This is a genomic window from Streptomyces sp. NPDC003284 (genome assembly GCF_053589675.1).
Window position 1 is genome coordinate 146,437 of record NZ_JBSFSI010000010.1, and the last position, 26,788, is coordinate 173,224.

At 71.3% G+C, this 26,788-nt stretch carries 30 protein-coding genes, 1 tRNA gene and 1 riboswitch; of the genes, 10 read left to right on the forward strand and 21 right to left on the reverse strand.

Annotated features, from left to right (window positions below; genetic code table 11):
- Window positions 1–9: 9 nt before the first annotated feature.
- The 3 genes from sugE to ACWDYF_RS22050 all read right to left on the reverse strand — a co-directional run bounded on the left by sugE (window position 10) and on the right by ACWDYF_RS22050 (window position 1,249).
- Window positions 10–330, reverse strand: coding sequence for a quaternary ammonium compound efflux SMR transporter SugE (gene sugE, locus ACWDYF_RS22040; RefSeq protein ID WP_018565585.1), 321 nt, complete (start codon window positions 328–330; stop codon window positions 10–12).
- Window positions 331–392: 62 nt separating this feature from the next.
- A riboswitch (guanidine-III (ykkC-III) riboswitch) is annotated at window positions 393–456 on the reverse strand.
- A 63-nt stretch (window positions 457–519) separates the two neighbouring features.
- Window positions 520–876 carry a GroES family chaperonin gene (locus ACWDYF_RS22045; RefSeq protein ID WP_018565584.1) on the reverse strand — a complete coding sequence of 119 codons (357 nt, stop codon included), beginning with the start codon at window positions 874–876 and terminating at the stop codon, window positions 520–522.
- 43 nt (window positions 877–919) lie between these two features.
- Complete coding sequence (locus ACWDYF_RS22050; RefSeq protein WP_018565583.1) at window positions 920–1,249, reverse strand: DUF3618 domain-containing protein; 330 nt, start codon at window positions 1,247–1,249, stop codon at window positions 920–922.
- 141 nt (window positions 1,250–1,390) lie between these two features.
- Here ACWDYF_RS22050 and bcp point away from each other — a divergent pair, with 141 nt between their 5' ends.
- The 4 genes from bcp to ACWDYF_RS22070 all read left to right on the forward strand — a co-directional run bounded on the left by bcp (window position 1,391) and on the right by ACWDYF_RS22070 (window position 3,257).
- Window positions 1,391–1,858 carry a thioredoxin-dependent thiol peroxidase gene (gene bcp / locus ACWDYF_RS22055; protein ID WP_389465936.1) on the forward strand — a complete coding sequence of 156 codons (468 nt, stop codon included), beginning with the start codon at window positions 1,391–1,393 and terminating at the stop codon, window positions 1,856–1,858.
- Window positions 1,859–2,027: 169 nt separating this feature from the next.
- Window positions 2,028–2,681: an HNH endonuclease signature motif containing protein gene (locus ACWDYF_RS22060; RefSeq protein ID WP_389465934.1), complete on the forward strand. Its 654-nt coding sequence runs from the start codon at window positions 2,028–2,030 to the stop codon at window positions 2,679–2,681.
- Window positions 2,678–3,220: an HNH endonuclease signature motif containing protein gene (locus tag ACWDYF_RS22065; RefSeq protein ID WP_381738659.1), complete on the forward strand. Its 543-nt coding sequence runs from the start codon at window positions 2,678–2,680 to the stop codon at window positions 3,218–3,220. Before ACWDYF_RS22060 ends, ACWDYF_RS22065 begins: the two co-directional genes overlap by 4 nt.
- Window positions 3,185–3,257 (forward strand) — tRNA-Leu (locus tag ACWDYF_RS22070). Before ACWDYF_RS22065 ends, ACWDYF_RS22070 begins: the two co-directional genes overlap by 36 nt.
- 55 nt (window positions 3,258–3,312) lie before the next feature.
- Here ACWDYF_RS22070 and rdgB read toward each other — a convergent pair.
- The 4 genes from rdgB to ACWDYF_RS22090 all read right to left on the reverse strand — a co-directional run bounded on the left by rdgB (window position 3,313) and on the right by ACWDYF_RS22090 (window position 5,552).
- On the reverse strand, window positions 3,313–3,915 hold the full coding sequence (gene rdgB, locus ACWDYF_RS22075) for an RdgB/HAM1 family non-canonical purine NTP pyrophosphatase (RefSeq protein ID WP_389465931.1): 603 nt from the start codon (window positions 3,913–3,915) through the stop codon (window positions 3,313–3,315).
- A 22-nt stretch (window positions 3,916–3,937) separates the two neighbouring features.
- The gene (locus ACWDYF_RS22080; protein WP_389465928.1) at window positions 3,938–4,345 is read right to left on the reverse strand and encodes a hypothetical protein; all 408 of its coding nucleotides are present in this window, start codon (window positions 4,343–4,345) and stop codon (window positions 3,938–3,940) included.
- A 141-nt stretch (window positions 4,346–4,486) separates the two neighbouring features.
- The gene (rph, locus tag ACWDYF_RS22085; protein WP_037896838.1) at window positions 4,487–5,224 is read right to left on the reverse strand and encodes a ribonuclease PH; all 738 of its coding nucleotides are present in this window, start codon (window positions 5,222–5,224) and stop codon (window positions 4,487–4,489) included.
- Between the two features lie 94 nt (window positions 5,225–5,318).
- Window positions 5,319–5,552 (reverse strand): glucose PTS transporter subunit EIIB, encoded by a 234-nt coding sequence (locus ACWDYF_RS22090; protein WP_018517946.1) that lies wholly within the window; start codon window positions 5,550–5,552, stop codon window positions 5,319–5,321.
- Window positions 5,553–5,744: 192 nt separating this feature from the next.
- Here ACWDYF_RS22090 and ACWDYF_RS22095 point away from each other — a divergent pair, with 192 nt between their 5' ends.
- Both ACWDYF_RS22095 and ACWDYF_RS22100 read left to right on the forward strand, forming a co-directional pair.
- Window positions 5,745–7,049 (forward strand): PTS transporter subunit EIIC, encoded by a 1,305-nt coding sequence (locus ACWDYF_RS22095; protein ID WP_381738664.1) that lies wholly within the window; start codon window positions 5,745–5,747, stop codon window positions 7,047–7,049.
- A 251-nt stretch (window positions 7,050–7,300) separates the two neighbouring features.
- Entirely contained in the window at window positions 7,301–8,557 is a 1,257-nt protein-coding gene (locus ACWDYF_RS22100; RefSeq protein WP_018565576.1) for a PTS transporter subunit EIIC, read from the forward strand.
- 95 nt (window positions 8,558–8,652) lie between these two features.
- Here the strand turns inward: ACWDYF_RS22100 and ACWDYF_RS22105 are convergent, their stop codons facing one another.
- Window positions 8,653–9,405, reverse strand: a complete 753-nt coding sequence (locus ACWDYF_RS22105) for an MBL fold metallo-hydrolase (RefSeq protein ID WP_381738666.1) — start codon at window positions 9,403–9,405, stop codon at window positions 8,653–8,655.
- Window positions 9,406–9,616: 211 nt separating this feature from the next.
- Between ACWDYF_RS22105 and ACWDYF_RS22110 the strand changes: the two genes are divergently transcribed.
- Complete coding sequence (locus ACWDYF_RS22110; RefSeq protein ID WP_018565574.1) at window positions 9,617–10,081, forward strand: type II toxin-antitoxin system PemK/MazF family toxin; 465 nt, start codon at window positions 9,617–9,619, stop codon at window positions 10,079–10,081.
- A 42-nt stretch (window positions 10,082–10,123) separates the two neighbouring features.
- Here the strand turns inward: ACWDYF_RS22110 and ACWDYF_RS22115 are convergent, their stop codons facing one another.
- From ACWDYF_RS22115 to clpS, 9 genes are all read right to left on the reverse strand, one after another.
- Entirely contained in the window at window positions 10,124–10,723 is a 600-nt protein-coding gene (locus tag ACWDYF_RS22115) for a hypothetical protein (RefSeq protein WP_389465922.1), read from the reverse strand.
- 227 nt (window positions 10,724–10,950) lie between these two features.
- Complete coding sequence (locus ACWDYF_RS22120; RefSeq protein ID WP_389465919.1) at window positions 10,951–13,023, reverse strand: putative Ig domain-containing protein; 2,073 nt, start codon at window positions 13,021–13,023, stop codon at window positions 10,951–10,953.
- A gap of 355 nt (window positions 13,024–13,378) precedes the next feature.
- Complete coding sequence (locus tag ACWDYF_RS22125; RefSeq protein ID WP_018565571.1) at window positions 13,379–14,329, reverse strand: PLP-dependent cysteine synthase family protein; 951 nt, start codon at window positions 14,327–14,329, stop codon at window positions 13,379–13,381.
- Between the two features lie 17 nt (window positions 14,330–14,346).
- Window positions 14,347–14,625: a MoaD/ThiS family protein gene (locus ACWDYF_RS22130; protein ID WP_018565570.1), complete on the reverse strand. Its 279-nt coding sequence runs from the start codon at window positions 14,623–14,625 to the stop codon at window positions 14,347–14,349.
- A gap of 119 nt (window positions 14,626–14,744) precedes the next feature.
- A complete protein-coding gene (locus ACWDYF_RS22135; RefSeq protein WP_018565569.1) occupies window positions 14,745–14,840 on the reverse strand; it encodes a putative leader peptide in 96 nt (31 codons plus the stop codon).
- A gap of 88 nt (window positions 14,841–14,928) precedes the next feature.
- A complete protein-coding gene (locus ACWDYF_RS22140) occupies window positions 14,929–15,351 on the reverse strand; it encodes a Mov34/MPN/PAD-1 family protein (protein ID WP_389465915.1) in 423 nt (140 codons plus the stop codon).
- 183 nt (window positions 15,352–15,534) lie between these two features.
- Window positions 15,535–16,956, reverse strand: a complete 1,422-nt coding sequence (locus tag ACWDYF_RS22145) for an amino acid permease (RefSeq protein WP_018565566.1) — start codon at window positions 16,954–16,956, stop codon at window positions 15,535–15,537.
- Window positions 16,957–17,348: 392 nt separating this feature from the next.
- Window positions 17,349–17,954, reverse strand: a complete 606-nt coding sequence (locus tag ACWDYF_RS22150) for a DUF2017 domain-containing protein (protein WP_381738675.1) — start codon at window positions 17,952–17,954, stop codon at window positions 17,349–17,351.
- A gap of 61 nt (window positions 17,955–18,015) precedes the next feature.
- Window positions 18,016–18,333, reverse strand: a complete 318-nt coding sequence (clpS, locus tag ACWDYF_RS22155; RefSeq protein ID WP_026252159.1) for an ATP-dependent Clp protease adapter ClpS — start codon at window positions 18,331–18,333, stop codon at window positions 18,016–18,018.
- 88 nt (window positions 18,334–18,421) lie between these two features.
- On the opposite strand from clpS, the gene ACWDYF_RS22160 reads away from it, so the two are divergent.
- Window positions 18,422–19,768 (forward strand): nicotinate phosphoribosyltransferase, encoded by a 1,347-nt coding sequence (locus tag ACWDYF_RS22160; protein ID WP_026252158.1) that lies wholly within the window; start codon window positions 18,422–18,424, stop codon window positions 19,766–19,768.
- A gap of 81 nt (window positions 19,769–19,849) precedes the next feature.
- The gene (locus ACWDYF_RS22165; RefSeq protein WP_389465910.1) at window positions 19,850–20,437 is read left to right on the forward strand and encodes a nicotinamidase; all 588 of its coding nucleotides are present in this window, start codon (window positions 19,850–19,852) and stop codon (window positions 20,435–20,437) included.
- A gap of 34 nt (window positions 20,438–20,471) precedes the next feature.
- On the opposite strand, the gene ACWDYF_RS22170 is transcribed toward ACWDYF_RS22165, so the two are convergent.
- A complete protein-coding gene (locus tag ACWDYF_RS22170) occupies window positions 20,472–20,831 on the reverse strand; it encodes a hypothetical protein (protein WP_381740663.1) in 360 nt (119 codons plus the stop codon).
- A 121-nt stretch (window positions 20,832–20,952) separates the two neighbouring features.
- The gene (locus ACWDYF_RS22175; RefSeq protein WP_381740661.1) at window positions 20,953–23,304 is read right to left on the reverse strand and encodes an immune inhibitor A domain-containing protein; all 2,352 of its coding nucleotides are present in this window, start codon (window positions 23,302–23,304) and stop codon (window positions 20,953–20,955) included.
- Between the two features lie 450 nt (window positions 23,305–23,754).
- On the opposite strand from ACWDYF_RS22175, the gene ACWDYF_RS22180 reads away from it, so the two are divergent.
- Window positions 23,755–24,045 (forward strand): hypothetical protein, encoded by a 291-nt coding sequence (locus ACWDYF_RS22180; protein WP_389465906.1) that lies wholly within the window; start codon window positions 23,755–23,757, stop codon window positions 24,043–24,045.
- Between the two features lie 65 nt (window positions 24,046–24,110).
- Here ACWDYF_RS22180 and ACWDYF_RS22185 read toward each other — a convergent pair whose 3' ends face one another.
- Both ACWDYF_RS22185 and ACWDYF_RS22190 read right to left on the reverse strand, forming a co-directional pair.
- Window positions 24,111–24,806, reverse strand: coding sequence for an RDD family protein (locus ACWDYF_RS22185; RefSeq protein WP_389465903.1), 696 nt, complete (start codon window positions 24,804–24,806; stop codon window positions 24,111–24,113).
- Window positions 24,807–24,959: 153 nt separating this feature from the next.
- A complete protein-coding gene (locus ACWDYF_RS22190; protein ID WP_389465901.1) occupies window positions 24,960–26,546 on the reverse strand; it encodes an RDD family protein in 1,587 nt (528 codons plus the stop codon).
- Window positions 26,547–26,788 lie beyond the last annotated feature (242 nt).

A 26,788-nucleotide genomic window follows, 5' to 3' on the forward strand; every position in this document is an offset into this window, starting at 1 on the left:
CGCCCGCCGCTAGTGCCCCGAGGTGACCTTCAGGCCCACCACGGACACCAGCAGCAGACAGACGAAGAAGATCCGGGCGGCGGTCGCCGGCTCCCCCAGCACCACCATGCCGAGCACCGCCGCACCGGCCGCGCCGATGCCCACCCACACGCCGTAGGCGGTACCGATGGGCAGGGAGCGGGCGGCGTAGGACAGCAGCAGCATGCTCACGACGATCCCCGCGCCGGTCAGGACGCTGGGCACCGGACGGGTGAAGCCCTCGCTGTACTTCATCCCGATCGACCAGCCGACCTCCAGCAGACCGGCGACGACAAGCAGAACCCAGGCCACGACGGGCACCTCCGAGACACTGGCAACACCTGCCCCACGGGCGGGCGTTGCGACGGACACCAGGTGCGTCGTCTTTGCCTTCGTCCCGGTACGGCGCGTCTCGTCGGGTTCCCCACCGAGGCTAGCAAAGGAACGCCCAAGGGGCCGGTGACCCTGGTCACCGGCCCCTTGGGGAAACAGCTCACTCCGTCACAGATACAGACCTGTGGAGTCCTCCGAGCCCTCGAACCGGTCCGCGGCCACGGCGTGCAGATCGCGCTCGCGCATCAGCACGTACGCGGTGCCCCGCACCTCGACCTCCGCCCGGTCCTCCGGGTCGAACAGCACCCGGTCACCCGGCTCCACGGTCCGTACGTTCTGCCCGACCGCGACGACCTCCGCCCAGGCCAGGCGACGGCCCACCGCGGCCGTCGCGGGGATCAGGATCCCGCCGCCCGACCGCCGCTCGCCCTCGCTCGTGTCCTGCCGGACGAGCACCCGGTCGTGCAGCATGCGGATGGGCAGCTTGTCCTGATGGGTGCTGTGCTCGTTTCTGTTGGCGCTCACGCCTGAAACCTACCTGCCTCGACCGATGTCCCTGCTCAGCGGGTCAGCCCCGGCGCCTGCGCCCGCTCACCGCGAGCAGGCCCACGACACCCACGGCGACGAGCGCGACCGGCACGATCCGCTCCAGCCGGGGAGCGCCCGCCTCGTCCGTGAACTGCGCCCGCACCTCGCTCACCACCCGGTTCACCTGCACATACGCCCGCCCGAGGGTGTGGTCGACGTTCGAGGCGACCTTGGCCTTGGCGTCCCCCACGAGAGTCTTCGGGTGCACGCGCACCCCGATCTCGTCGAGGGTCTCGGCCAGCACTGCGCGGCGACGCCTGATGTCCGCCTCGATCTCAGCCGGGGTCCTGGTGTCCGCCGTGTCCGCCACCGTAGCGCCTCCGAAGTCAACTGGTGCGTGTCCGGAACAGTCTGTCAGCTCTCGCCGCGACCGCACCGTCGGCACCCCCGGTTACCCTCGGACCGACACGGTATTGGCCCCACGAGGACATGTACGAGGAGAGCACCTTCGATGAGCGAGCGACTCCAGCCCGGGGACACGGCTCCCGCCTTCACCCTCCCCGACGCCGACGGCAACGAGGTGTCGCTGGCCGGCCACCAGGGCCGCAAGGTCATCGTCTACTTCTACCCGGCCGCCCTCACCCCCGGCTGCACCAGGCAGGCCTGCGACTTCACCGACAACCTCGACGTGCTGGCCGGCGCGGGCTACGACGTCATCGGCATCTCCCCCGACAAGCCCGAGAAGCTCGCCAAGTTCCGCGACACCGAGTCCCTCAAGGTCACCCTGCTCGCCGACCCCGACAAGAAGGTCCTGGAGGCGTACGGCGCCTTCGGCGAGAAGAAGCTCTACGGCAAGACGGTCACCGGGGTCATCCGCTCCACCGTCGTCGTCGACGAGCACGGCAAGGTCGAACGCGCCCTCTACAACGTCAAGGCCACCGGCCACGTCGCCAAGATCATCCGAGACCTGGGCATCTGACCCGGCCCCCGCCCCACCCCTCCCTTGCCGTCCCTTCCCGAACGGCCCGTCCCGGCACCCCGGCACGGGCCGTTCCCCTGCCGTGTGCCGTGCGTGACCACCCGGCATCCGGTTCGTTGCTCCGTACGGGCGAAGAACACACGCCCGGCACCGGACCGGAGGGGACTCGATGGGGGCCAGTGCGTACACCAGGGACCGCCTGGAGGAAGCGGCACGCGGCGCGCGGACGCTGTCGGAGGCGCTGGAGAGACTGGGGGTGGATCCGCGAAGCACCACGCGGCGCTACGTGCTGGGGCGGATGAGAAAGCTGGGCGTGGACGTCTCCCACTTCGAGCCGGAGGGCGTGAAGTGGACCCGGGAGATCCTCGAGCAGGCGGTGGCGGCCTCCACGACCATGTGCGAGGTACTGCGGCGGCTCGGCCTCGAAGTGGTCGGCGGGCACCACACCCACATCAGCCGTCGGATCAAGGCGTACGGCATCGACACGTCGCACTTCGTGATCCCGACCCGGCGCGGGCGGCCCTGGCGACCCCGGACACCGGAAGACGTTCTCGTCGAGCAACCGGCCGCACAAGCGCGGCGCATCCCGAGCGACCGCCTCAAGTGGGCGATGACGACGACGGGCGTGCGGGAGCGGTGCGCCCTGTGCGGTACGGAGGCGGTATGGCGCGGCCGCCCGCTGCCACTGGAAGTGGATCACATCGACGGCGACTGGCGTGACAACCGCATCGAGAACCTGCGCCTGCTCTGCCCCAACTGCCATTCCACGACGGACACTTACCGTGGGCGCGGCAAGGGACGCGCCCGTGGGGGCACCCGGTGAGCGCCCGGCGCGGCCGTCCCGGGCCTGAGCAGTTGCGTACGGCGGTCGCCGCATCGGTCTCGATCGCGGAGGCGCTCCGCCGCCTGGGGTGCCCTGACAACTCCAGGCAACGCTCCCTGCTGCGGCAGTGGATCGCCGAGGAGCGGCTGTCGACCGCGCACTTCCTCGGGCAGGCCCATGGACGGGGCAAGCCGGGGCCGGTGCCTGCCAGACGCCCGGAGGAGGTGCTGGTCAAGCACGAGGGCCGGCGCCGGACCAGGACGGCGCCGTTGCGCCGCGCGCTCCGCGAGACCGGTGTACCGGAGGAGTGCGCCGAATGCGGTGTCGGACCCGAGTGGCTCGGGAAGCCCATGACGCTGGAGATCGACCACATCAACGGCGACTGGAGTGACGACCGGCGGGAGAACCTGCGGCTGCTCTGTCCCAACTGCCATGCGGTCACCAGTACCTGGTGCAGGGGCGGACGCCGACCGGCACAGCGCAGTAGAGTGGGCCCGACTCACGCGCCCGTACGCCAACGGCCGAGCGGCGATCTTTAGGTGGTCGTGTTTGTCGGTTCGAATCCGACCGGGCGCACAGACAGAAGAGGCCCCGCACCTTGGATTCCAAGGTGCGGGGCCTCTGTGCAAGTTCAGCCCAACAGCTCCCCTACCACCGGTACCAGCGCGCGGAACGCCTTGCCGCGGTGGCTGATGGCGTTCTTCTCGGCGGGGGTCAGTTCGGCGCAGGTGCGGGTGTCGCCGTCGGGCTGGAGGATCGGGTCGTAGCCGAAGCCGCCGGTGCCGGCGGGGGTGTGGCGGAGGGTGCCGCGGAGCTGGCCCTCGACGACGCGTTCCGTGCCGTCGGGGAGGGCGAGGGCGGCGGCGCAGGCGAAGTGGGCGGCGCGGTGGCCGTCGGCGATGTCGGAGAGCTGGGCGAGGAGCAGGTCCAGGTTGGCCTGGTCGTCGCCGTGGCGCCCGGACCAGCGGGCGGAGAAGATGCCGGGCGCGCCGCCGAGGACGTCGACGCAGAGGCCGGAGTCGTCGGCGACGGCGGGCAGGCCGGTGGCGCGGGCCAGGGCGTGTGCCTTGAGCAGCGCGTTCTCGGCGAAGGTGACGCCGGTCTCCTTGACGTCGGGGATCTCCGGGTAGGCGTCGGTGCCGATGAGTTCGTGGGGCAGTTCCGCGTCGGTGAGGATCGCCCGGAGTTCGGTGATCTTTCCGGGGTTGCGGGTGGCGAGGATCAGGCGGGTCATGGTCACCAGTATCGGGGGCGGGTCAGGGGGTGCAGACCTTGGTGAGTTCGCCGGCGGCGTCGGTGACGGGGGTGAGGTCGGGGGTGTGGTCGCCGTTCTTGACGGCGGTGCGGACGTTGCCGACGGCTTTGTCGAGGTCGTCGACGGCCTTGTTGACGTCGGTGTCGTCCGTCTTGTCGCCGATCTTGCCGAGCTTGTCCTCTATCGCGCGGAGGGCGTCGTCGGTCCTGCTCGGGTCGTCGGCGGCGTTCTGCACGGCCTGCTGGAGGTCGGTGACGCTGTCGGCGATGGCGTCGGCGGTCTGTACGCAGTCCAGGGCCTTGCCGACCGCGTCGCAGCCGGTGAGGGCGGCGGTGGCGAGTGCGATGGCGGCCGTGGTGGCGGCGATGGCGGTGGTGCGGCCCGGTCGTCGGCGTCGGCTCGCGGCCATGGCTGGGTTCCCTCCCCGGTCGGTGGCCGGGCGTGCGGCTGTCGTGCCGTACGCCCGTACCGGTAGGGACGCCGGGTGTGCGGTGCGGGTTGCGCCCCGGCGGCCCCTTCCTTGGTCTGCTCTTTACTTTCGGTCCGTTCTCTACTTCTCGCGGTGCTGGTCGAGTGCGGCGCGCTGGATGGCGGCGAGGTCGGTGCAGCCGGCCGCGGCGAGGTCGAGCAGGGCGTTGAGTTCGTCGCGGGCGAAGGGTTCGGCCTCGGCGGTGCCCTGGACCTCGACGAAGCGGCCGTCGCCGGTGCAGACGACGTTCATGTCGGTGTCGGCGCGGACGTCCTCCTCGTAGCAGAGGTCGAGGAGGGGGGCGCCGCCGACGATGCCGACGGAGACGGCGCTGACGGTGCCGGTGAGGGGCTGTCGGCCGGCCTTGACGAGCTTGCGGCCCTGGGCCCAGGTGATGGCGTCGGCGAGGGCGACGTAGGCGCCGGTGATGGCGGCGGTGCGGGTGCCGCCGTCGGCCTGGAGGACGTCGCAGTCCAGGACGACGGTGTTCTCGCCGAGGGCCTTGTAGTCGACGACGGCGCGCAGGGAGCGGCCGATGAGGCGGCTGATCTCGTGGGTGCGGCCGCCGATGCGGCCCTTGACGGACTCGCGGTCGCCGCGGGTGTTGGTGGCGCGGGGCAGCATGGAGTATTCGGCGGTGACCCAGCCCTCGCCGCTGCCCTTGCGCCAGCGCGGGACGCCTTCGGTGACGGAGGCGGTGCAGAGGACCCGGGTGTCGCCGAAGGAGACGAGGACGGAGCCTTCGGCGTGCTTGCTCCAGCCGCGTTCGATGGTGACCGGGCGGAGCTGTTCGGCGGTGCGGCCGTCGGTTCGAGACATGGGGTCGAGCGTAGTGCCCCATGGTCAAGGGGCTCCTCCCGCGTCGGGAAGAGCCCCTTGGGGGGTGAATCGCGGTCCCGTGGGGACCGGTGGTTCACATCATGTCTTCGATGTCCGCGGCGATCGGGTCGGCGTCGGTGCCGATGACGACCTGGATGGCGGTGCCCATCTTGACGACGCCGTGGGCGCCGGCGGCCTTGAGGGCGGCCTCGTCGACCTTGCTGGGGTCGATGACCTCGGTGCGGAGGCGGGTGATGCAGCCCTCGACCTCTTCGATGTTCTCGATGCCGCCGAGACCGGCAACGATCTTCTCAGCCTTGCTGGCCATGTTCTGTCTCCCTGATCCGAACCGCTTTGTCGCAGTAACCCACAGTTGGCCCATCTTCGCGAGCGGTCGTGCCGTGGGTGGCCGATGATGGCGTTCACGACAGCGGAACCGTCCGTCAACTGGTCTACACCACCGTTGGCGCGGTGGCCAAACGCGGTGCCGCACGACGGAGCGGAGCCTCGGGAGGACGCCATGAGTGCCGACAGCGCGGGTGGTGCGGGGACGGGGGTCTCGCCCCTGCGGGAGCACTGGAACAGCCTGTTCCAGGGGTTGCAGAAGATGGGCCGCAGTCTTCAGCTGCCGATCGCGGTGCTCCCGGCGGCCGGGATCCTGAACCGGCTGGGGCAGCCGGATGTGTTCGGCAAGGACGGGCTGGGCTGGATCGACGTCTCGAAGGTGATGGCGGGGGCGGGGGGCGCGCTGCTCGACGGCTCGCTGGGGCTGCCACTGCTGTTCTGTGTCGGGGTGGCCATCGGCATGGCGAAGAAGGCGGACGGTTCGACGGCGCTGGCGGCGGTGGCGGGCTTCCTCGTCTACTACAACGTGCTGCATCAGTTCCCGGTGGGCTGCGGGGCGGGTGCGGTGGCGACGGCGGCCGGGTGCCGGGCGGCCGACGGGACGGTGACGGCGTTCGCTTTCCAGAATCCGGGAATCTTCGGCGGGATCGTGATGGGGCTGCTGTCGGCCTTCTTCTGGCGGCGGTTCCACCGGACGAGGCTGGTGGACTGGCTGGGCTTCTTCAACGGGCGCCGGCTGGTGCCGATCATCATGGCGTTCGTGGCGATCCTGTTCGCGGCGCTGTGTCTGTGGGTGTGGCCGCCGGTCGGGCGGGGGCTGGAGAGTTTCAGCGACTGGCTGAGCGACGCGGGCGCGTGGGGCGCGGGGGTGTTCGGGCTGGCCAACCGGGCGCTGCTGGTGATCGGGCTGCACCAGTTCCTGAACGTGCCCATCTGGTTCCAGTTCGGCAGTTACACCAAGCCGGACGGGACGGTGGTGCACGGTGACATCAACATGTTCCTGGCGGGCGATCCGAACGCGGGGCAGTTCACCTCGGGTTTCTTCCCGATCATGATGTTCGCGCTGCCCGCGGCGGCGCTGGCGATCACGCACACGGCGCGGCCGGCGCGGCGCAAGGAGGTCGGCGGGCTGATGCTGTCGGTGGCGCTGACGTCGTTCGTCACGGGGATCACGGAGCCGCTGGAGTACTCGTTCCTGTTCATCGCACCGGTGCTGTACGCGGTGCACGCGGTGCTGACGGGGGTGTCGATGGCGGTGACGTGGGCGCTGGGGGTGCACGACGGGTTCAGCTTCTCGGCGGGGCTGATCGACTACGTGATCAACTGGAATCTGGCGACCCGGCCGTGGGCGATCGTCCCGATCGGGTTGTGCTTCGCCGCCGTCTATTACACGGTCTTCCGATTTGCCATCACGAAGTTCGACCTGAAGACTCCGGGGCGGGAGCCCGCGGACGAGGTCGAGGACACCACGAAGCCCTGACGTCCGCGGCGGGTGGCGGGGGCTCACGGCGGGCCCTCGGCGGGGATGCGCACAGCTCTCGGACAGGGGCTGTCAGGGGCTGATATCGGTCTGAGACCGGCGTGAAATCGGCTTGTCACCGGCGGTCGGAGTCCACACGGCGCGTAGTGGTCCGGTCGCGTTTTCGCGGGTTCCTTACGCCACCTTCATCGTGCTACAACAGGTCTACACCACTGAGTGGTGTAGACCACCACCCGATGGAGGACGGACGTATGAGCACCGCCACCGCCGAATCGACGGCGGCACCCGCGAAGAAGCGGGGATCTGGCCTTTTCCAGGGCCTGCAGAAGGTCGGCCGCAGCTTGCAGCTCCCGATCGCCGTGCTGCCGGCCGCGGGCATCATGGTCCGGCTGGGCCAGGACGACATCTTCGGCAAGGACGGCCTGGGCTGGGACAAGGTCGCCGCCGTGTTCAACAACGCGGGCGGCGCGCTGACCGGTTCGCTGCCGATCCTGTTCTGCATCGGCGTGGCCATCGGATTCGCCAAGAAGTCGGACGGCTCGACCGCTCTGGCCGCGGTGGTCGGCTTCCTCGTCTACAGCAAGGTCCTGGAGGCCTTCCCCCTCACCGAGCAGCACATCGAGAAGGGGAAGATAGTCGAGGCCAGCTACAACAACCCGGGGGTGCTCGGCGGCATCATCATGGGTCTGCTGGCCGCCGTCCTGTGGCAGCGGTTCCACCGCACCAAGCTGGTGGACTGGCTCGGCTTCTTCAACGGCCGCCGTCTGGTGCCGATCATCATGGCCTTCGTCGGCATCGTGATGGGTGTCGTCTTCGCCCTGATCTGGAAGCCCATCGGCACCGGCATCACCAACTTCGGCGACTGGATGACCGGCCTCGGCTCGGGCGGTGCCGCGCTCTTCGGCGGTGTGAACCGCGCGCTGATCCCCGTCGGCATGCACCAGTTCGTCAACACCGTCTCGTGGTTCCAGCTCGGCAGCTTCACCGACGCCTCCGGCCAGGTCTGGCAGGGTGACATCCCGCGCTTCCTGCACGGCGACCCGTCCGCCGGTCTGTTCCAGTCCGGCTTCTTCCCGATCATGATGTTCGGTCTGCCGGCCGCCGCGCTCGCCATCGCGCACTGCGCCCGTCCCGAGCGCCGCAAGGCCGTCCTCGGCATGATGATCTCGCTGGCCGCGACCTCGTTCGTCACCGGTGTGACCGAGCCGATCGAGTTCTCGTTCATGTTCATCGCGCCGATCCTGTACGTGCTGCACGCCGTGCTCACCGCCGCGTCGATGGCCATCACCTGGGGCCTGGGCGTGCACGACGGCTTCAACTTCTCGGCCGGCTTCATCGACTACGCGCTCAACTGGCACCTGGCGTCCAAGCCCTGGCTGATCATCCCGATCGGACTGGTCTTCGCGGCGATCTACTACGTGACCTTCCGCTTCGCCATCACCAAGTTCAACCTCCCCACCCCGGGCCGCGAGCCCGAGGAGGAGGTCGAGGACCTCACCAAGGCGTGAGGGTCCGCAGGACGTGAGGAGGCCCCCCGAGCCGTCAGGCCGGGGGGCCTCCTCCTTCTCATGTCCGTCTTCTCATGCCCGTCAGATCATGTCCGTCAGATCTCGTACACCGCTCCCGGCGCCGCCAGTTCCACCGGTCCGTCGTAGACCGCGCGGGCGTCGGCGAGGTTGATCTGCGGGTCGGTCCACGGCGGGACGTGGGTGAGGACCAAGCGGCGGGCCCCGGCGCGGGCGGCGGACTCGCCGGCCTCGCGGCCGTTGAGGTGGAGGTCGGGGATGTTCTCCTTGCCGTCCGTGAAGGCGGCCTCGCACAGGAACAGGTCCGCGCCCTGGGCCAGTTCGTCCAGGGCCTCGCTGACGCCGGTGTCACCGGAGTACGTGAGGGACCGGCCGCCGTGCTCCAGGCGGATGGCGTACGCCTCCACCGGGTGGGCCACCCGCTCGGTGTGCACGGTGAAGGGGCCGATCTCGGACGTGCCCGGCTTGACCGTGTGGAAGTCGAAGACCTCGCTCATGGAGGAGGCCGAGGGGGTGTCGGCGTAGGCCGTGGTCAGCCGGTGCTCGGTGCCCTCGGGGCCGTGGACCGGCAGCGGGGCGCAGCGTCCGCCGTCGTACCGGTAGTAGCGGGCCACGAAGTAGGCGCACATGTCGATGCAGTGGTCGGCGTGCAGATGGCTCAGGAAGATCGCGTCGAGGTCGTAGAGACCGCAGTGGCGCTGCAACTCGCCGAGGGCGCCGTTGCCCATGTCGAGGAGCAGCCGGAAGCCGTCGGCCTCTACGAGGTAGCTCGAACAGGCCGATTCCGCGGACGGGAACGACCCCGAGCAGCCGACGACGGTGAGCTTCATGGAGCAGAAACCTCCGCTGGCGGGTGGATACAGAAGGTGACGGGGGTCGTGCGGTCCGTCGAGAGTACGGCGCGCGACGGCCGGTCGCTCCTTTGCACAGGTGGGTTGTGGGCGAACTCACCTGTGGTGTCACCGGTTCGGCTGGACGTGGGGCGCACGAGGTGCGGAAGAGGGCGCGCAGGGACGCTCGCGCGCCGGTAACGTCGTTCTCATGGACACGTCCTGGTGGCTGGCGCTCGCGGCGGTGGTGCTGCTCGCGCTCGTCGCCACGCTCGTCGACGGGTGGGGCCGGGGACGCCGGCCCGCGGGGCGCAGGTCGCGTCCGCCGGCGCGGCCGAGGGGCCGGGAGGACCGGGGTGCGCCCGCGCGTCCGCGCCCGGCGGAGATCTGGTGGGCGAACGTGCCCTACGAGGACGGCCCCGGGGCGAAGGACCGGCCCTGCCTGGTGCTGTCCGTGCACGGCAAGCGCGCCCGGGTCGCCAAGATCACCAGCCGGTACCACGAGGAGCGGGCCGGGGTGATCCCGCTGCCGCCCGGTTCGGTGGGTGACGCGCGGGGCCGTACCAGCTTCCTGGAGACCGACGAGGTGCGGGAGGTGCCGGTGTGGGACTTCCGGCGCCGGGTGGGGGTCGTGGATCCGGTGCTCTGGGACCAGGTGCGCTACCTGGCCGGGTGAGGCGCGGGCCGGGGCCCGGAACCGGCGCCGCGCGGGACGCTCTCACGGCCGGGTCACCCGTACGGTGACCGTCCATCGGGCGATGCCCTGGCAGGCCACGGTCCCGGGCGAGGCCGCGCACATCGGGCGCGAGGACGTCAGGCGGGCCGTGCCGGGGGCGGTGGCGGTGTAGGCGGCGAGCGCGTCGCCCGGCAGGATCACGATGCCGGCGTCGGCGCCCTTGAGGACGCCACCGCCACCACTGACCGTCACGGGGGTCCAGGGGCGGTCCTTGGTGCCGTCCAGGGTGAGCCGGAGGTAGCCGCCCACGGTGAGGCAGACGGTGCGGCCGGAGTCGGCGGCGGTCAGGTCGGCGTGGCCGGTGCAGCCGGGCGGGGGCGGCGCGGAGGCGGAGACCGGCGGCGAGGCCGGGGCGGAGGGCGCGGTGCTCCCGCCGCTCGCGGAGACCGTGGGGCTCGTGGGGGTCGTGGGGGTCGTGGGGGCTGTCGCGGCCGGTGAGGAGGGTGAGGAGGCGGGGGCCGTGGTGCCCGGCGAGCCGCCGCCGCCCTTGCCGTCCTGCGATGTGCCGCAGCCCGCCAGAAGCAGGGCCGTCGCCGTCGCGGCGGTGGCGAGGGTGGTGCGGTGGAGCGTCGTACGGCGCATGGGGGCCGCCTTTCTGCTGTCCCGTTCCCGGTGGCCGGTGCCCTGGTGCCGATGAGACGTTTCTCCAGCACATCAGGATCCCCGGCCCCGCGCACGCCGGGGCCCCGGCCGGTGGCTCCGGCCGGGGTCGCGGTGTGCGGGTGCGTGACCAGCAGGTGTACGGATGCGTGACGAGCGGTGTGCCGGTGCGTGACCAGCGGTGTGCCGGTGGGTGACCGGCGGGACGGTCAGCCGGTCGTCAGGGCCGCGTCGTCGACGACGAAGCTGGTCTGGAGCGAGGCGTCCTCGACGCCGCTGAACTTCAGCGTGACGCTGGAGCCCGCCAGGGACGACAGGTCGACGGTCTTCTGGGTGTAGCCGGTGGCCGCGTCCAGGTTGGAGTAGGTGGCCAGGGTCTTGCTGCCCGCGGTCACCGTCAGCTTGTCGTAGGCGGTGGTGCGGCTGGTCTCCGCCGTGTCGACGTGCAGGTAGTAGGTGAGGGCGGCCTTGCAGCCGGCCGGGATCGTCACCGTCTGGGACAGGGTGTCGGTGTGCGTGGCGCCGTAGCCGTCGAGCCACGCCTTGTAGGAGCCGCCGTGCGCGGCCTCACCGCTGTCGGTGGTGATGACGCCGCTGGACGCGGTCCAGGAGGAGCCGCCCGACTCGAAGCCGGGGTTGCCGAGCAGTTGGGCGGCGGTGCAGGTGCCGCCCCCGCCGGTGCCGACGGTCCAGGTGAAGGAGGCGGAGCCGGTGGCGCCGGTGGAGTCCTTCGCGGTGACCGTGACCTGGTAGGTGCCGGCGGTGGAGGCGGTGCCGGTGATCAGGCCGGTGGAGCCGTTGACGGACAGGCCGGACGGCAGGCCGGTGGCGGTGTAGGTGAGGGCCGCGCCCGCGCTGTCGGTGGCATGTATCTGGAGGCTGACGGAGCCGCCGACGGTGGTGGACTGGCTGCCGGGGTCGGTGACGGTGACCGTGTTCCCGGTCGAGCTGCCCGCGGTGAAGGCGGCGGTGCCGCTGGGGGTGCCCCAGCCGGTCGGGCCGTCGTAGCCGGCGGCCGCCCGGCAGAAGTAGGCGGTGGAGCAGGAGCCGTTGGAGCCGCTGGTCACGTCGTTCAGGTTGGCGGTGTGGCCGTAGGGGTACTTCGCCGGGTAGTCGCTCGCGCCCGGGGTGCCCGCGAGGGCGTAGACGCCGGCGATGATCGGCGCGGAGGCGCTGGTGCCGCCGTAGACCGCCCAGCCGCTGCCGCCGTAGGTGTCGTAGACGGCGACGCCGGTGGCCGGGTCGGCGACCGCGGAGACATCGGCCTCCATGCGCTTGGCGCAGCCGGTGTCGGTCTGCCAGCTCGGCTTCGGGTCGTAGGCGGAGCAGCCGGAGCCGGTGCCCTCGGTGGAGTTGGTGTTCCAGACGGTCTCGTTCCAGCCGCGGGAGTTGGACGCGGTGGTGAGCGCGGTGCCGCCGACGGCGGTCACGTACTGGGAGGTCGCCGGGTACTCGGCGCCGTAGCCGGAGTCGCCCGAGGAGACGGTGATCGCGACGCCGGGGTGCTTGAAGTACTGGCTGTCCAGGCTGGTCTGCGAGGACTCCTCGTCGCCGCCCCAGCTGTTGGAGACGAACTTGGCGCCGAGCGCGACGGCCTCGTTCTCGGCGGTGCCGAGGTCGGCGTCGGTGGGCGAGTTGGCCTCCACCAGGATGATGTTGCAGTTGGGGCAGACCGCGCTGACCATGTCGATGTCGAGCGCCTCCTCACCGGCCCAGCCGCTGTCGTTCGTCGGCAGGGAGGTGGTGGAGCCGGTCTGGCTGACCTGCTTGAAGCAGCCGTTGGCCTTGGTGCAGGCGGACAGCCCGAACTGCGAGCGGTAGGTGGCCAGGTCGGACTCGGCGTTGGGGTCGTTGTAGGCGTCGACCACCGCGACCGTCAGGCCGGAGCCGCCCGAGGAGGGCAGGTTGTAGGCGCTGTGCAGGTTGGCCGGGGAGAGGCCGGAGGGCGCGGCGGCGAGCGCCGAGGCCAGCCGCTGCTGGATGTCGGTGCGGCGCTGGGCGAAGCAACTGGCCTCGCCGGGCCGGGCGTCGGCGCACAGCCGGGTCGTGGGGACCTTCTGTCCGGCCGTGCCGGTGCTGTGCAGGACCTGCCGCTCGGGGGCGGTGAGGGCGTGCGCGTTCTGGGCGGTCCTGCCGGTGTCCGGGTGCGCGGCGGCGGGCTGGGCCGCCCCTGCGGTCGGTGCCGCGACGAACCCGGTGACCGTGAGGGCGAGGGCGGGGAAGGCGACGGCGAGGAGTCGGCGCGGACTCCGTCTCCGGCTGCTCGGGCGTGACTCACGCATGGGGGTACTGCCTCCGTTGACGTGGGGATCGCACTGGTCGGGCAGCCCGTGACGCGCGTGGCGGCGGTAGCCGCGCAGTCATGAGCATGACACTCCACACCCTGTACGCCGCGTGATCGTGACATGACAGGGTGCGCCAGGAACGTAGCCCCGGGCCGCCGGGGGACGGCAGTACCGGAGGGATTTCTTTGCCCCTCCATAGGATGAGATTGGCCCCCTCGTGGGAGGGGGCTGGGACGTGCTTGAGACGGGCCGGGCCCGGTCCGGACCGGGCTCACGGCCCTTCCGGGACCGGCCTCACGACTCCTGCGGGACCGGCCTCACGGCTCCTGCGGGCGGGGCGCCGACGCGGTGGTCAGGCCCAGAGCTGGCCCTGGAGCGTCTCGATGGCCTCTTGTGTGGTGGCCGCGGTGTAGACGCCGGTGGACAGGTACTTCCAGCCGCCGTCGGCGACGACGAAGACGATGTCGGCGCTCTCCCCCGCCGTGACCGCCTTGCGGCCCACGCCGATCGCGGCGTGCAGCGCGGCGCCGGTGGAGACGCCCGCGAAGATCCCCTCCTGCTGGAGCAGTTCCCGGGTACGGGTGACGGCGTCGGCGGAGCCGACCGAGAAGCGGGTGGTCAGCACGGAGGCGTCGTACAGCTCGGGGACGAAGCCCTCGTCGAGGTTGCGCAGGCCGTACACCAGGTCGTCGTAGCGCGGCTCGGCGGCGACGATCCGCACGTCCGGCTTGTGCTCGCGCAGATAGCGGCCGACGCCCATCAGGGTGCCGGTGGTGCCCAGGCCCGCCACGAAGTGGGTGACGGAGGGCAGGTCGGCCAGGATCTCCGGGCCGGTGGTCGCGTAGTGCGCGCCCGCGTTGTCCGGGTTGCCGTACTGGTAGAGCATCACCCAGTCGGGGTGCTCGGCGGACAGCTCCTTGGCGACGCGCACGGCGGTGTTGGAGCCGCCCGCCGCCGGGGAGGAGATGATCTCCGCTCCCCACATGCCGAGCAGGTCGCGGCGCTCCTGGGAGGTGTTCTCGGGCATCACGCACACCATGCGGTAGCCCTTGAGCTTCGCCGCCATGGCCAGCGAGATGCCGGTGTTGCCCGAGGTGGGTTCGAGGATCGTGCAGCCCGGGGTGAGCCGGCCGTCCTTCTCCGCCTGCTCGATCATGTGCAGGGCGGGGCGGTCCTTGACCGAGCCGGTCGGGTTGCGGTCCTCCAGCTTCGCCCAGATACGGACGTCGGCGGACGGCGAGAGCCGCGGCAGGCGCACCAGAGGGGTGTTGCCCACCGCGGCCAGCGGGGAGTCGTAGCGCATCGCTGCTCAGCGGCCGTTCAGCGCATGCCGCCGGCGACCGCCGGCAGGATCGTCACGTTGTCGCCGTCGGCGAGCTTGGTGCTGATGCCGTCCAGGAAGCGGACGTCCTCGTCGTTCAGGTAGACGTTGACGAAGCGGCGCAGCTGCTCGCCGTCCACGATGCGCGCCTGGATGCCCGGGTGCCGGACCTCCAGGTCGGCGAAGAGCGCGGCGATGGTCTCCCCGTTGCCCTCCACGGCCTTCTGCCCGTCGGTGTAGGTGCGGAGGATGGTCGGGATGCGGACCTCGATGGCCATGGGTGCGGGCTCCTGTCAGGAAGATGTCGTCGGATCGGGGGGCGCGCGAGGGAGGTCCCCCCGGGCGTCGGCCCCGGGGAGCGCCGCGGCTCACGGCCGTACGGCGGCGGCAGGGAACGTCAACAGATGGCGCTGTTCAACCTGCACAGGTCGACGTGCAGCCGCGCCACGAGCAGCGTGCCCGGGATCTCGTCGCTCACGTCGTGGAGAACCATGGGCTCATCGTATCGATTCCCGGTCCGCACCCTGGAATGTGATCTCATCCTTCGGACGGTCGGCATCCGCGGTGCGAGACGCGCCCCGTCAGTACGCCGCCACGACCGTCACTTCCTCCTCGGTGACCTCGCCCTCCACGATGCGGAACGAGCGGAACTGGAACGGGCCCGCCTCGTCGGTGTCGGCGGTGGACACCAGGACGTAGTGGGCGCCGGGCTCGTTGGCGTAGGAGATGTCGGTGCGCGAGGGGTACGCCTCGGTCGCGGTGTGGGAGTGGTAGATGATCACCGGCTCCTCGTCGCGGTCGTCCAGCTCGCGGTAGAGCTTGAGCAGATCCTGCGAGTCGAACTCGTAGAAGGTGGGCGAGCGGGCCGCGTTCAGCATCGGGACGAACCGCTCGGGGCGGCCGGTGCCGGCGGGTCCGGCGACCACTCCGCACGCCTCGTCGGGGTGGTCCGCGCGGGCGTGGGCGACGATCTGGTCGTGGAGCGACTGGGTGATGGTCAGCATGGGCCACAGGATAAGCAGGAAAGCAGAACGGCCCGCGGCGCGCCGGTCACGCCCGGCGGAAGGCGGACGGGCCGCCCCGTACCGGTGAGTGGTACGGGACGGCCCATATGCCGGACGCCCTGAGCGGCGGCCGGAGCGGTTCCCACGAGCGGCCGCTCCGGCCGGACGTCCTGCGGGAGGAGGTCAGCGCCTGCTGAAGGCGGCGGCCTCCGGGTTGCGGCGCTTGAGCACCAGGTAGGCGACGGCGAGGACCAGGCCCCACACCGGCGCGCAGTACAGCGAGACCCGGGCGTCCTTGTCGATGCCCATCAGCACGATGACCATGCCGATGAAGGCGAGCGCGAACACGCTGGCCCAGACGCCGCCGGGGGCGCGGAACTCCGAGACGGGCAGCTCGCCGCGGTCGGACTTGCGGCGGTAGCGGATCTGGCAGACCAGGATGACGATCCAGGCCCACATGCCGGAGATGGTCGCGAAGGACACCACGTAGTCGAACGCCTTGCCCGGCCACTGGTAGTTGATCCAGACGCCCACCAGCATCAGCGCGGCGGAGAACGTCGTGCCGATCAGCGGGGTGCCGCTGCTGGTCAGCCTGGTGAAGAAGCGCGGGCCCTGGCTGTTGAGCGCGAGGTCGCGCAGCATGCGGCCGGTGGAGTACATGCCCGAGTTGCAGGAGGACAGGGCGGCGGTGAGCACCACGAAGTTCACGATGCCGGCCCCGGCGGGCAGGCCCATCTTCTGGAAGGCGACCACGAAGGGGCTCTCACCGGCGTGGAAGGCGGTCCACGGCACGACGGACAGAATCATGATCAGCGCGCCGACGTAGAAGACGGCGATGCGCCACGGCACGGTGTTGATCGCCCGGGGCAGCACGGTCTTGGGGTCCTTGGACTCGCCCGCGGTCACACCGACCAGCTCGACGGCGAGGAAGGCGAACATCACCATCTGGAGGGTCATCAGCGTGTTGCCGACGCCGTGCGGGAAGAAGCCGCCCTCGTTCCACAGGTGCGAGACGGAGGCGGTGTCGCCCGCGTCGGAGAAGCCGATCGTGAGGACGCCCACGCAGATCAGGATCATGCCGATGATGGCGGTGACCTTGACCATGGAGAACCAGAACTCCAGCTCGCCGAAGAGCTTCACGGAGATCAGGTTGGCGCCGTAGAGCACGACGGTGAAGACCAGCGCCGAGACCCACTGCGGGATCTCGAACCAGTACGTCATGTACGCCGCCGCCGCGGTGACCTCGGTGATGCCGGTGACGACCCAGAACAGCCAGTAGGTCCAGCCGGTCACGAAGCCCGCGAAGGGGCCGATGAACTGGCGCGCGTACTCCGAGAAGGAACCGGAGACCGGGCGGTACATCAGCAGCTCGCCGAGCGCCCGCATGATGAGGAAGATGACGAAACCGGCGACCGCGTACGCCAGGATGATGCTGGGTCCGGCCTTGGAGATGCTCTTGCCGGCGCCGAGGAACAGACCGGTGCCGATCGCACCGCCGATGGCGATCATCTGGATCTGCCGGGCACCGAGCCCGCGCTGGTACCCCTCGCCGTCCGGCACGGCCTCCGTGCCGGCGCGTTCTTTCTCGACCCGCGCTGAGGTCATGTGTCGTGCGCCTTTCTCCATGCCGACCCGGGCCGTCTGTCGGCCGCGGATCGGGTCGCGATCCCCCCGGACTGAAATGGAGTTGTGCCTGGCCGCTGGTGGGCGGCTCGGTGGCGCACCCGGGCGAACGTGGGTGGTGTTCGCCGGGCGGTCGTGAAGATTTATCACGCTCGAACCACTGATCGCAGGACGTACGTGTGGTTCACGACACCAGGAGAAGCGGACAAAACATAAGCGACCGGCCGAAATGGGCCGGTCGCGGTGACGCGATCGTTATCCGGATTTGAGCATCCTCTGAGCGGACGGGAAATCAGCCCGGAACGGGACGATCCGGGCAGGCGGGGGAAGAGCGCCCAGGACACCCCGGGACACCCGGGGCGCCTCGGGACACCTCAGGGCATGAAGGTGGAGACCAGGGTCTCCTGGAGGCCGCCCAGCCACAGGTACGCCATCACCATCGGCTTGCGCGGGTCCTCGTCCGGCAGCCGGTAGAGGTCGTCGGCGTCGTCCTCGGCGCCGATCTCCAGCCGGGAGGCGATGGCCAGGCGCAGATCGTTCAGGGCGCCGAGCCAGCGCCGGGACTCCTCCGGGGACAGCTTCAGCACCGCGCCGCCCTCACCGGAGGCGGCGAGGGCGTTGAGCGAGTGGATCACCGCGAGGGCGTTCTCGCGCTTGCCGGCCCGCAGGTCGTTCTCGGTGAAGCGGCGGAACTCGGCCGCGTGCGCACGCTGCTCGGCGGCCTCCTCGGCGCTGGCCGGCGGCTGCCCGGGGTCGCCGTAGGCGTCCGGGAAGAGCCTTCTGAGCACCGGGTCGGCGGGCGGCTCGCTCGGGCCCTCGGCGAACAGCTCGGCGAGCGGGTCGGCGCCCTCCTCCTCGGCGGGCCCGGGGCCGATCAGCTCCAGGAGCTGGATCGCCAGCGAGCGGATGATGGAGATCTCGACGTCGTCGAGGGCGACGGCGGCGCCGCCGCCGGGGAGCGGTTCGAAGTGTCCGGGCATGGAGGGGATTCGCTGCTTCCGGTCCGGGCCGTCGTCGGCGCGTGCGCCACCGGCCGCTTGGCTACTTGCGGTCCTGCTGGAGGGTGGCCCACAGGCCGTAGCCGTGCATGGCCTGAACGTCCCGCTCCATCTCCTCGCGGGTGCCGCTGGAGACGACCGCCCGGCCCTTGTGGTGGACGTCGAGCATGAGCTTGGTCGCCTTGTCCTTCGAGTACCCGAAGTACGTCTGGAAGACATAGGTGACGTAGCTCATCAGATTGACGGGATCGTTGTGGACGATCGTCACCCAGGGGACGTCGGGCTCGGGTACGGCGAAGACCTCCTGTGCCGACTCGGTCTTCTCGATCTCGATGGGTGCGGCTGACGTCACAAGGCCCATGCTGCCACTACCGGGGCGCGGGAGCACAAACGAGCTGGCCGCATCCTTAAATCGTCAGACTGACGAAATGGGAGTACGCTTCTCGGTCATGAACACAGCGGACCTTGGGCTGCCGGTGGATGTTCCCTCTACGGCGCTCTTCACCGACCACTACGAGCTGACGATGCTGCGGGCCGCCCTGAAGGCCGGGACGGCCGAGCGGCGCAGCGTCTTCGAGGTCTTCACCCGGCGGCTGCCCGAGGGCCGCCGCTACGGCGTCGTGGCCGGAACCGGCCGGGTGCTGGACGCGGTGGAGAACTTCCGCTTCGACGCGGACGTCCTCGGCTATCTGCGCGAGAAGCAGGTCGTGGACGAGCCGACGCTCCAGTGGCTGGCCGACTACCGGTTCAGCGGTGACATCTGGGGCTATCCCGAGGGCGAGGTCTACTTCCCGGGCTCCCCCGTCATGCGGGTGGAGGGCTCCTTCGGCGAGTGTGTGCTGCTGGAGACCGTGATCCTGTCGATCCTCAACCACGACTCCGCGATCGCGGCCGCCGCCTCCCGGATGTCCTCGGCCGCCGGGGAGCGGCCGCTGATCGAGATGGGCGCCCGGCGCACCCACGAGCTGGCCGCGGTCGCCGCCTCCCGCGCCGCCTACGTGGGCGGCTTCGCCTCCACCTCCGACCTGGCCGCGGGCTTCCGCTACAACATCCCCACCGTCGGCACCTCCGCCCACGCCTTCACCCTGGTCCACGACAACGAGCGGGACGCCTTCCGCGCCCAGGTGGAGTCGCTGGGCCGGGACACGACGCTGCTGGTGGACACCTACGACGTGGCCGAGGCCGTGCGCACGGCCGTGGAGGTGGCCGGGCCCGAGCTGGGCGCGGTGCGCATCGACTCCGGCGATCTGCTGCTGGTCGCCCACCGGGTGCGCCAGCAGCTCGACGAGCTGGGTGCGCACGACACGCGGATCGTCGTCACCTCCGACCTGGACGAGTACGCCATCGCCTCGCTGGCCGCCGCGCCCGTGGACGCCTACGGCGTCGGCACCCAGCTGGTCACCGGCTCCGGCCACCCGACCTGCTCCATGGTCTACAAGCTGGTCGCCCGTGCCGAGTCCGCCGACCCGGGGGCGCCGCTGAAGCCGGTGGCGAAACGGTCCAGCGGCGGCAAGACCTCCATCGGCGGCCGCAAGTGGGCGGCCCGGCGCCTGGACGCGTACGGCGTCGCCGAGGCCGAGGTGGTGGGCACCGGGCCGGTGCCCGTCGCACTGGCGGACCAGCAGCTCCAGGTCGAGCTGGTCAAGGGCGGCGAGGTGGTCCGCCGGGAGCCGCTGGACGCCGTACGGGACCGGCATGTGGCGGCCCGCGCGGGGCTGCCGCTGTCGGCCACCCAGCTCTCGCGCGGGGAACCCGTCCTTCCGACGGAGTACGCCACCGGAGCGTCGGGTAGCTAGAGCGCATGGCCGTCTCCGCCCCGACCAGGACCCTCAGACCCCGCCCAGCCCGCTGATCCCCGGAACCGAAGGACACCCGACATGCGCCGCGCCCTGATCGTCGTCGATGTGCAGAACGACTTCTGCGAGGGAGGCAGCCTCGCGGTGACCGGCGGCGCCGACGTGGCCGCCGCGGTCACCGAGCTGATCGGGCAGGCCCCGGCCGGGTACCGGCACGTGGTGGCGACCCGCGACCACCACATCGCGCCCGGCGGGCACTTCTCGGAGCACCCCGACTACGTCGACTCCTGGCCCCCGCACTGCGTGGCGGGCACGGAGGGCGTGGGCTTCCACCCGAACTTCGCGCCCGCCGTCGCCTCCGGCGCGGTCGACGCCGTCTTCGACAAGGGCGCCTACTCGGCGGCCTACAGCGGTTTCGAGGGCTTCGACGAGAACGGCGTGTCCCTGGCCGACTGGCTGCGGGCCAGGGAGGTCGACGAGGTCGACGTGGTCGGGATCGCCACCGACCACTGTGTGCGCGCCACCGCCCTGGACGCGGCCCGCGAGGGCTTCCGTACCCATGTGCTGCTGGACCTCACCGCCGCCGTGGCCGGGGAGACCACCGAGCGGGCCCTGGAGGAGCTGCGCCGGGCGGGCGTGGAGCTGACCGGCAAGCCCGTCGTCGCCTAGGCGGTGACGCAGGGGCGTACGGTCCCGGGCGTGCTCAGACCTGAGCGGGGCTGACGCCCGCTCCGGGCGTGCGCGGGCGCAGCAGGGCCCTGATCGGGTGCCACAGCTCCGGGGGGCCGGCGGGGGCGCCGCCGTCGTCGGGCGAGGTGCGCCAGATGAGGCCGTCGGGGTGGTGCAGCACCGCGGTGATCTCGTCCGGGGTGGGCGGGGCGGCGTTGCCCCGCAGGTAGACGGCGCGCAGACCGAGGTTGCGCAGCCGGGTCAGGGCGCGGGCGCGGTTGCGGGCGAGCACGAGCACCCGGACGCCGCCGGTGCCGCCGGGGGCGGGACTGGGCAGGTTGAGGGCGACCACGACGGTGCCGTTCGGCAGTTTGCTGAAGCCTCCTGCGGCCATGCGGTCACTTCCCCGTTCCGGTCGGTGTCAATAAGAGAGCCACAGCAGGCACCTAAACACGATCGGCGGCAACCCGCCAGGGGGTTGCCGCCGATACGCTTTTGACCTGGGCTTTTTACCTTTACTTCACCGCGCGGCCGACTTCCAGCTCGATCGTGGAGCCGTCGTGGGCCTCCTTGGTGATCTGGATCCGGGTGTTGGTGTCAGTGACCTTGACACCGCCGGTCGGGTTCGAGGCGTCGTAGTAGGTGCTGGCGTGGTCGTTGAAGACCGGCACCCCCTTCGACGACTTGACCGTGGTCTTGACGTCCGCCTTGTGCAGGGTGATGCCGTCCGTGCGGTACAGGCTGAACGGCGAGTCGTACGCCTGGACGCGGTTGCGCAGCAGGGTGCCGTCCGACCAGCGCAGGGCCGTCGGGTGCGAGTCGACCGGGAGGATCAGACCGGTGCCCGGGTGGACGCTGGTGTTGTTGTCCGCCTGGGAGGTGTCGTACTTCCAGATGAGCAGACCGTTCTGGTACGGGTAGTGCTCGACCCAGTCGGGGCGCTTGGCCGAACCGAAGTTGTACGGGCCGGTCTTCAGCGTGGTGTCGTACGAGACGTACTGGCGGTTCTCCGCGATGTAGTACTGCTCGTAGTCCTTGGTGAAGGACGCGCCGATGCGGGAGAAGCCCTTCGCCGTCCAGGCGGCGTCCTCGGTCTCGGCGTTGTCGGAGAAGAGCGCCGTGCCGTCCGCGGTCACCGCGATCTCGTCGGCCGCGAAGCCCTTGAGCGCGGCGCCGCCGTCCGTCTGGTAGCGGAAGCGGAGCTGGATCTTCTGGCCCGCGTAGGCGTCCAGCGGGTACGCCAGCTTCTTGTACGCGTCGACCGAACCGGTCAGGGCCGGCTTGTCGCTGCCGTCACGCGGGATGGCCTGGCCGTCCACGGTGCCGTCCAGGGCGGTCCAGTTGGCGCCGCCGTCGGTCGAGACCTCGGTGTAGAGGAAGTCGTAGTTGGCCTCGATGTCGTACCAGCCGTCGAGGCTGAGCGTGGCCGACTTCTTGCCGGTCAGGTCGACGGACCGGGTCAGGGTGTTCTTCAGGTCGTCGCCGCTGCCGCTCCACCACTGGGTGGCGCCCTGCGCGGGCTTGACGACCTCGGTGGTGACCGCCTTGTCGGGCAGCGAGACCACCACGGCCTGCCGGTACTTGGTGTTGTACTCGGACACGCCCAGCTTGTGCCAGGACTTCACACCGGCCTTGGCGGTGTCGAAGTTCAGCCAGCCAAGACGCAGCTTGTCCCAGGCGTTCATGTCGCCGGGCAGGTCGCCGATGGCGTCCTCGCCCCGGCCCAGCCAGGAACCGGAGGACATCAGCGTCCAGAAGCCGGTGGAGTTGTCACCGCCCGCGGTGTCGTACTCGTCGGGCAGGCCGAGGTCGTGGCCGTACTCGTGCGCGTAGACGCCGAGTCCGCCGTTCTCCGGCTGGATGGTGTAGTCGCCGACCCAGACGCCGGTGTCACCGATCTGCGCGCCGCCGAGCCGGTTGTCCGACGGGCCGGTGGAACCGGCGTCGGTGCCGTACGCGTACCAGCGGTGCGCCCAGATCGCGTCGGTGCCCTGGACGCCGCCGCCCGCGGACTCGTCCTCGCCCGCGTGCACGATCTGGAAGTGGTCGATGTAGCCGTCCGGCTCGTTGAAGTTGCCGTCGCCGTCGTAGTCGTAGCGGTCCCACTGGTCGTACTTGGCCAGGTCCGCCTTGATCGCGGCGTCCGACTTGCCGGCCGCCTTCTGCTGCGCCACCCAGGCGTTGACGCCGTCGCTGACGACGTTCCACACGCTGGAGCAGTTGGTGGAGCCGCAGTAGTTCGAGCCGTAACGGGCCTCGTTGTAGGGGACCTTGACCCAGTCCGAGACCTCGCCGTCCACCGAGTAGCGGCCCGAGGACTGCTTCTCGTAGTACTTCTTGACCGACTCGGTCTTCTTGCCGGTGCCGAAGTACAGGTCCTGGAAGTGCTTCTGGTTGTAGTCCTTCTGCCAGGCCGTGGAGTTGTCCTTCTTGCGGTCCGGCGCGGCTATCTGGTTGTGCAGCGGCCCGGGGGTGCCGCCGTACTTCGGGTCGGTCTGGTCGCCGAACTCGACCAGGATGGTGAAGATCTTGTCGGTCTTCTCCCGGCCCAGCTCGACGTACTTGGTGTCGCCCTTCTTGCCCTTGAGGCCGACGACCTTGGAACCGTTGCGGTTCTGGACCTTGGCCTTGCCGGAGATGACCTGGCTGAGGGCCTCCTGGCGCTGGGCCTCCTGGGTCTTGCTCAGCGGTCCGTCGAGGTTGTGCTCGTGCTGCCCGACCGGCTGCGGGTCGTGCCGGTTCACGGCGGCGGGAGAGCCGGCCGTGGTGGCGGCCTCCGCGACGGCGAACGTCGAGAACGTCGCGGCGGCCGCCGCGAGCGAGACGCCGATCGCGGCTGCTCTGAAAGTCCAGGGTCTACTGGTCACTTGCTGTCCTCCCCTGACGCGTCCGTACGCGCGGAAGGGGGGTCTCTGAGGCACGAGAAAGTCCGCGCGCGATCAACGCGTGTTAGTCAAGTGACGACATTTGACTAGAGGTTTACGAGAAAAGACAGACCTTGACTTGGACAGTTCAAGTGCACTATGCGGAGCGTTCGTTCGCTTTACGGACGGTCAGGGGTGCGCCGCAGGCAGCCCGGACGCGGGCCGGACGCGGGCCGGTGACCGTCCCGGCGCGTGGAACGGGCCCGGGAGGGCGCACCGTGAATCCGTGCGCCCCCTGTGCACCGGCACCGTGGGTTAGGTCACGCTTACCGGGCGTTCCGCAGGGGCATCCAGGAGATTACAGTCGATGTGGCGGATCGCCCGGAAGTCGGCGGACGGGACGCCAGGCCGGCCCCCGTCGCACCCCCCAATCCTTCCGAGGACACGATTGCCATGCCTCGTCCGACCGCCGCACAGCTCGCCTACGGCTCCTGCACCGTGATCTGCTCGACGCTCGCCATGCTGCTGCTGTCGCAGACGAGTTCGGGGGTGGGGATCGCCGTCATCGCCCTCGCGGCGCTCGCGCTGGGGCTCCTGGTCGCCATGACGGTGCCGCTGCCGAAGTCACGCGCGTCGGCCGCCGGCGGCGCCGCGGCCGGTTCCCCGGCGGTGCCGGGCTCCGGCGCGATGGCCGCCGCCGCTCGGACCGCCGCCGGACGCCCCCGGACCCCGGCCCGCCGCTGACGGCTGTCGCCGGGGCCGCCGGACCGGACCGCGCCGCTCTCACGCGTCCCTGACGCCGCGTCGGCTCACCGGTCCGTGCTGACCACCACCGTCTTGGCCGCCTTGTCGTGCAGGCCCTGCTTGTAGGGCCGGTCGAAGTAGCTCCAGCCGCCGCACACCGCGAGCCAGATGCAGGCGCAGCAGAACCAGAACGGCACCCAGAGCACCGCCGAGCGCCCCAGTGCGGTGGCCGCGGACGGCGTCGACCCGTCGCTCAGGTTCGCCACCCGCATCCCCAGCCACTTCTTGCCCAGCGTCTGCCCCGACCGGGAAATCATGAAGGTGTCGTAGGCGACATAGAGCACCACGCCGACGACCGACTGCGCGATGGACGTACCGACCTCGACCTGATCGGCGTTCATCGTCGTCTCGTTGACGCGCAGCGCCCAGGTGATCACCCAGGTGACGATGCCGACCAGGACCAGGTCGATGATCCGGGCGAGGGTGCGCCTGCCGCTCTCCGCCAGCGGCGGCATCCCCGCGAGCGGGCCGCCGGGGGGCGGGCCACCACCGTACGGACCGCCTCCGCCGCCGTAGGGGCCGCCGCCCTCCTGAGAGCCGCCGCCCTCGTACGGGCCGCCTCCCCCGCTGTACGGACTGCCGCCGCCGCTGTACGGGTTGCCGCTTCCCGGGGGCGGGCCGCCCTGCGGCGGCCGGCCTCCGGGCGGGGGTCCGGAGCCCGCGGGCGGTTCGGAGCCGGGGGGCGGCGGTTCGGTGCTCATGCGCCGAGTGGAACCCGAACGCGGGCGGGGCGCATCCGGCGAGCATCCGTACGGATGACGGGGGCCGGACGGCGGGTGACGGGTGCCGGGCAGCGGGTGCCGGACGGCAGGTGGCGGGCGGACGGCCGTGGGCGCCCGCGGCCCGGGGCCGGGTCAGTCCGCCACGAAGGTGTGCGCCGCCTTGTCGTGCCAGCACTGGTGCCACGGCCGGTCGAACAGGCACCACAGGACGCCCACGATCCCCACGCCCAGCAGTCCGGGCACGCTGTACACCAGCCAGCGGCGCAGCGCCGGGCCGAACGACGGCGGCTCATGGCCCTCGATGTCCCGCACCTGGAGTCCGCAGAGCTTCTTGCCGAGCGTGCGGCCCCACTTGGCGGTGGGCAGCACCTCGTAGAGGACCCCGGCGAGCAGCAGGACGGCCAGGACGACACCGAGGTACGCCGCCGTCGTGCCGTCCAGCACCCAGACGGTGACCGTGCGCCCGGTGAGCTTGGCCGCGTCGATCTTCGCGTCGACATGGTCGACGGCCCGGGTGCCGAGCGGCACGGCGGCCACGGCGGTGACGCCCGCGAGGAGCACGGTGTCGACCAGGCGGGCGGCCAGCCGCTTGCCGAGGCCCGCCGGCCGGGCCGCCGCCTGCCGCCGCGCCGCGGCCTGGAACACGTCCTCCACCGGCGGCTTCCAGGGCGCCACGGGCTGCTCCTCGGCCGCCGCGCCGGGGCCCGCTCCGGTCCCCGCTCCCGCGAGCTGGTGCACCTGCTGCGCCCAGGACGCCTGGCCGCCACCGGGGCCACCGGCCACCGGGGAGGGAAGCGAGCCGGGCACCGCGGCGGCGTGCGGGGGCGCTGCGGCCTGGTGGGGCAGCGGCGCCGCGGGGGCGACGGGCGCGGACGGAGCGGGGGCGGGCGAGGGCGACGCGGGGGCGGGTACGTGCGCCGGGGCGGGCCCTGCTGCCGGTGCCGGGCTCGGGGGCTGGGCGCGCACCGGGCCCTGTGGCTGGACCGGACCCTGCGGCTGGACCTGGGGCTGCGGCTGGACCTGTGCCTGTGCGGGGGCCGGGTCGTGGGCGCCCTGGGCGGGCACGGAGGGCTGCCCGGACGCGGCCCGAGACGGGCCGGAGCGCGGGACGGGCCGGAAGGTCATGGTGCCGTCGTCCACGGGACCGCCCGGCCCGGGGATGCCGGGACCGGCGGGAGCAGCGGGGGCGGCAGCGTCGGCCGGTCCGGCCGGGGCGTCGGCGGCGGTCGGCCGCCGGAACACGAACGTACCGGCGGATCCGCCGCTGTCCTGTGCCGGAGCGGCGCCACCACCCTGCCCCTGCCCCTGCCCCGGCAACTGGCCCTGCAAGTGGCCCTGGCCCTGGCCCCGGTCGCCCTCCCCCGCCGGGGAGTTCGTGTGGGCGATCCGGGGGTCGGGACCGGCCGGTGCGGTCCACCGGGGGTGCGGATCCGGGTCGGCGGTCCACGGCGCGGCCGCCGGTTCCGGGCGGGCGGCCGCCGGGGGCGGGTCCTCGTCGAAGAAGTGCGGGCCCGTCTCCTCGACCGCCGGGGTCGCGGACGCGGCGGGCCGCGCGCCGGGCGGCGGGCTGAGCGGCTCGCCGTCGGCGGGGGCCGGCCGGCTGGTGCCCGGCACCCAGGAGGAACCGTTCCAGTACCGGACGTATCCGGGGATGGACGGGTCCGGGTAGTACCCCTCGCGGGGCCTGTCGTCGCCTGGTGCGGGGGTTGGGGCGCTCATGTCCGTCGTCCCGTATCTGCTCGGGGGCCGTCTTGGGGGCCTCCACATCTATCAGACCGGCGCACCCGGCACGGCCCGTCCCGCCGGACCCACCCCTTTCCGGGCACTCCCTCGTACATGCGCGTCACCTCCCGGACCCGGGCGCCGCCTCCCTCCTCCCCGGGACGGGCGCGGAAAAAGTTTCGCGGACCCGCGTAATGCCCGGCGTCCGGCCGCCTCTCTCCCGTGCGGGCCCGCACCCG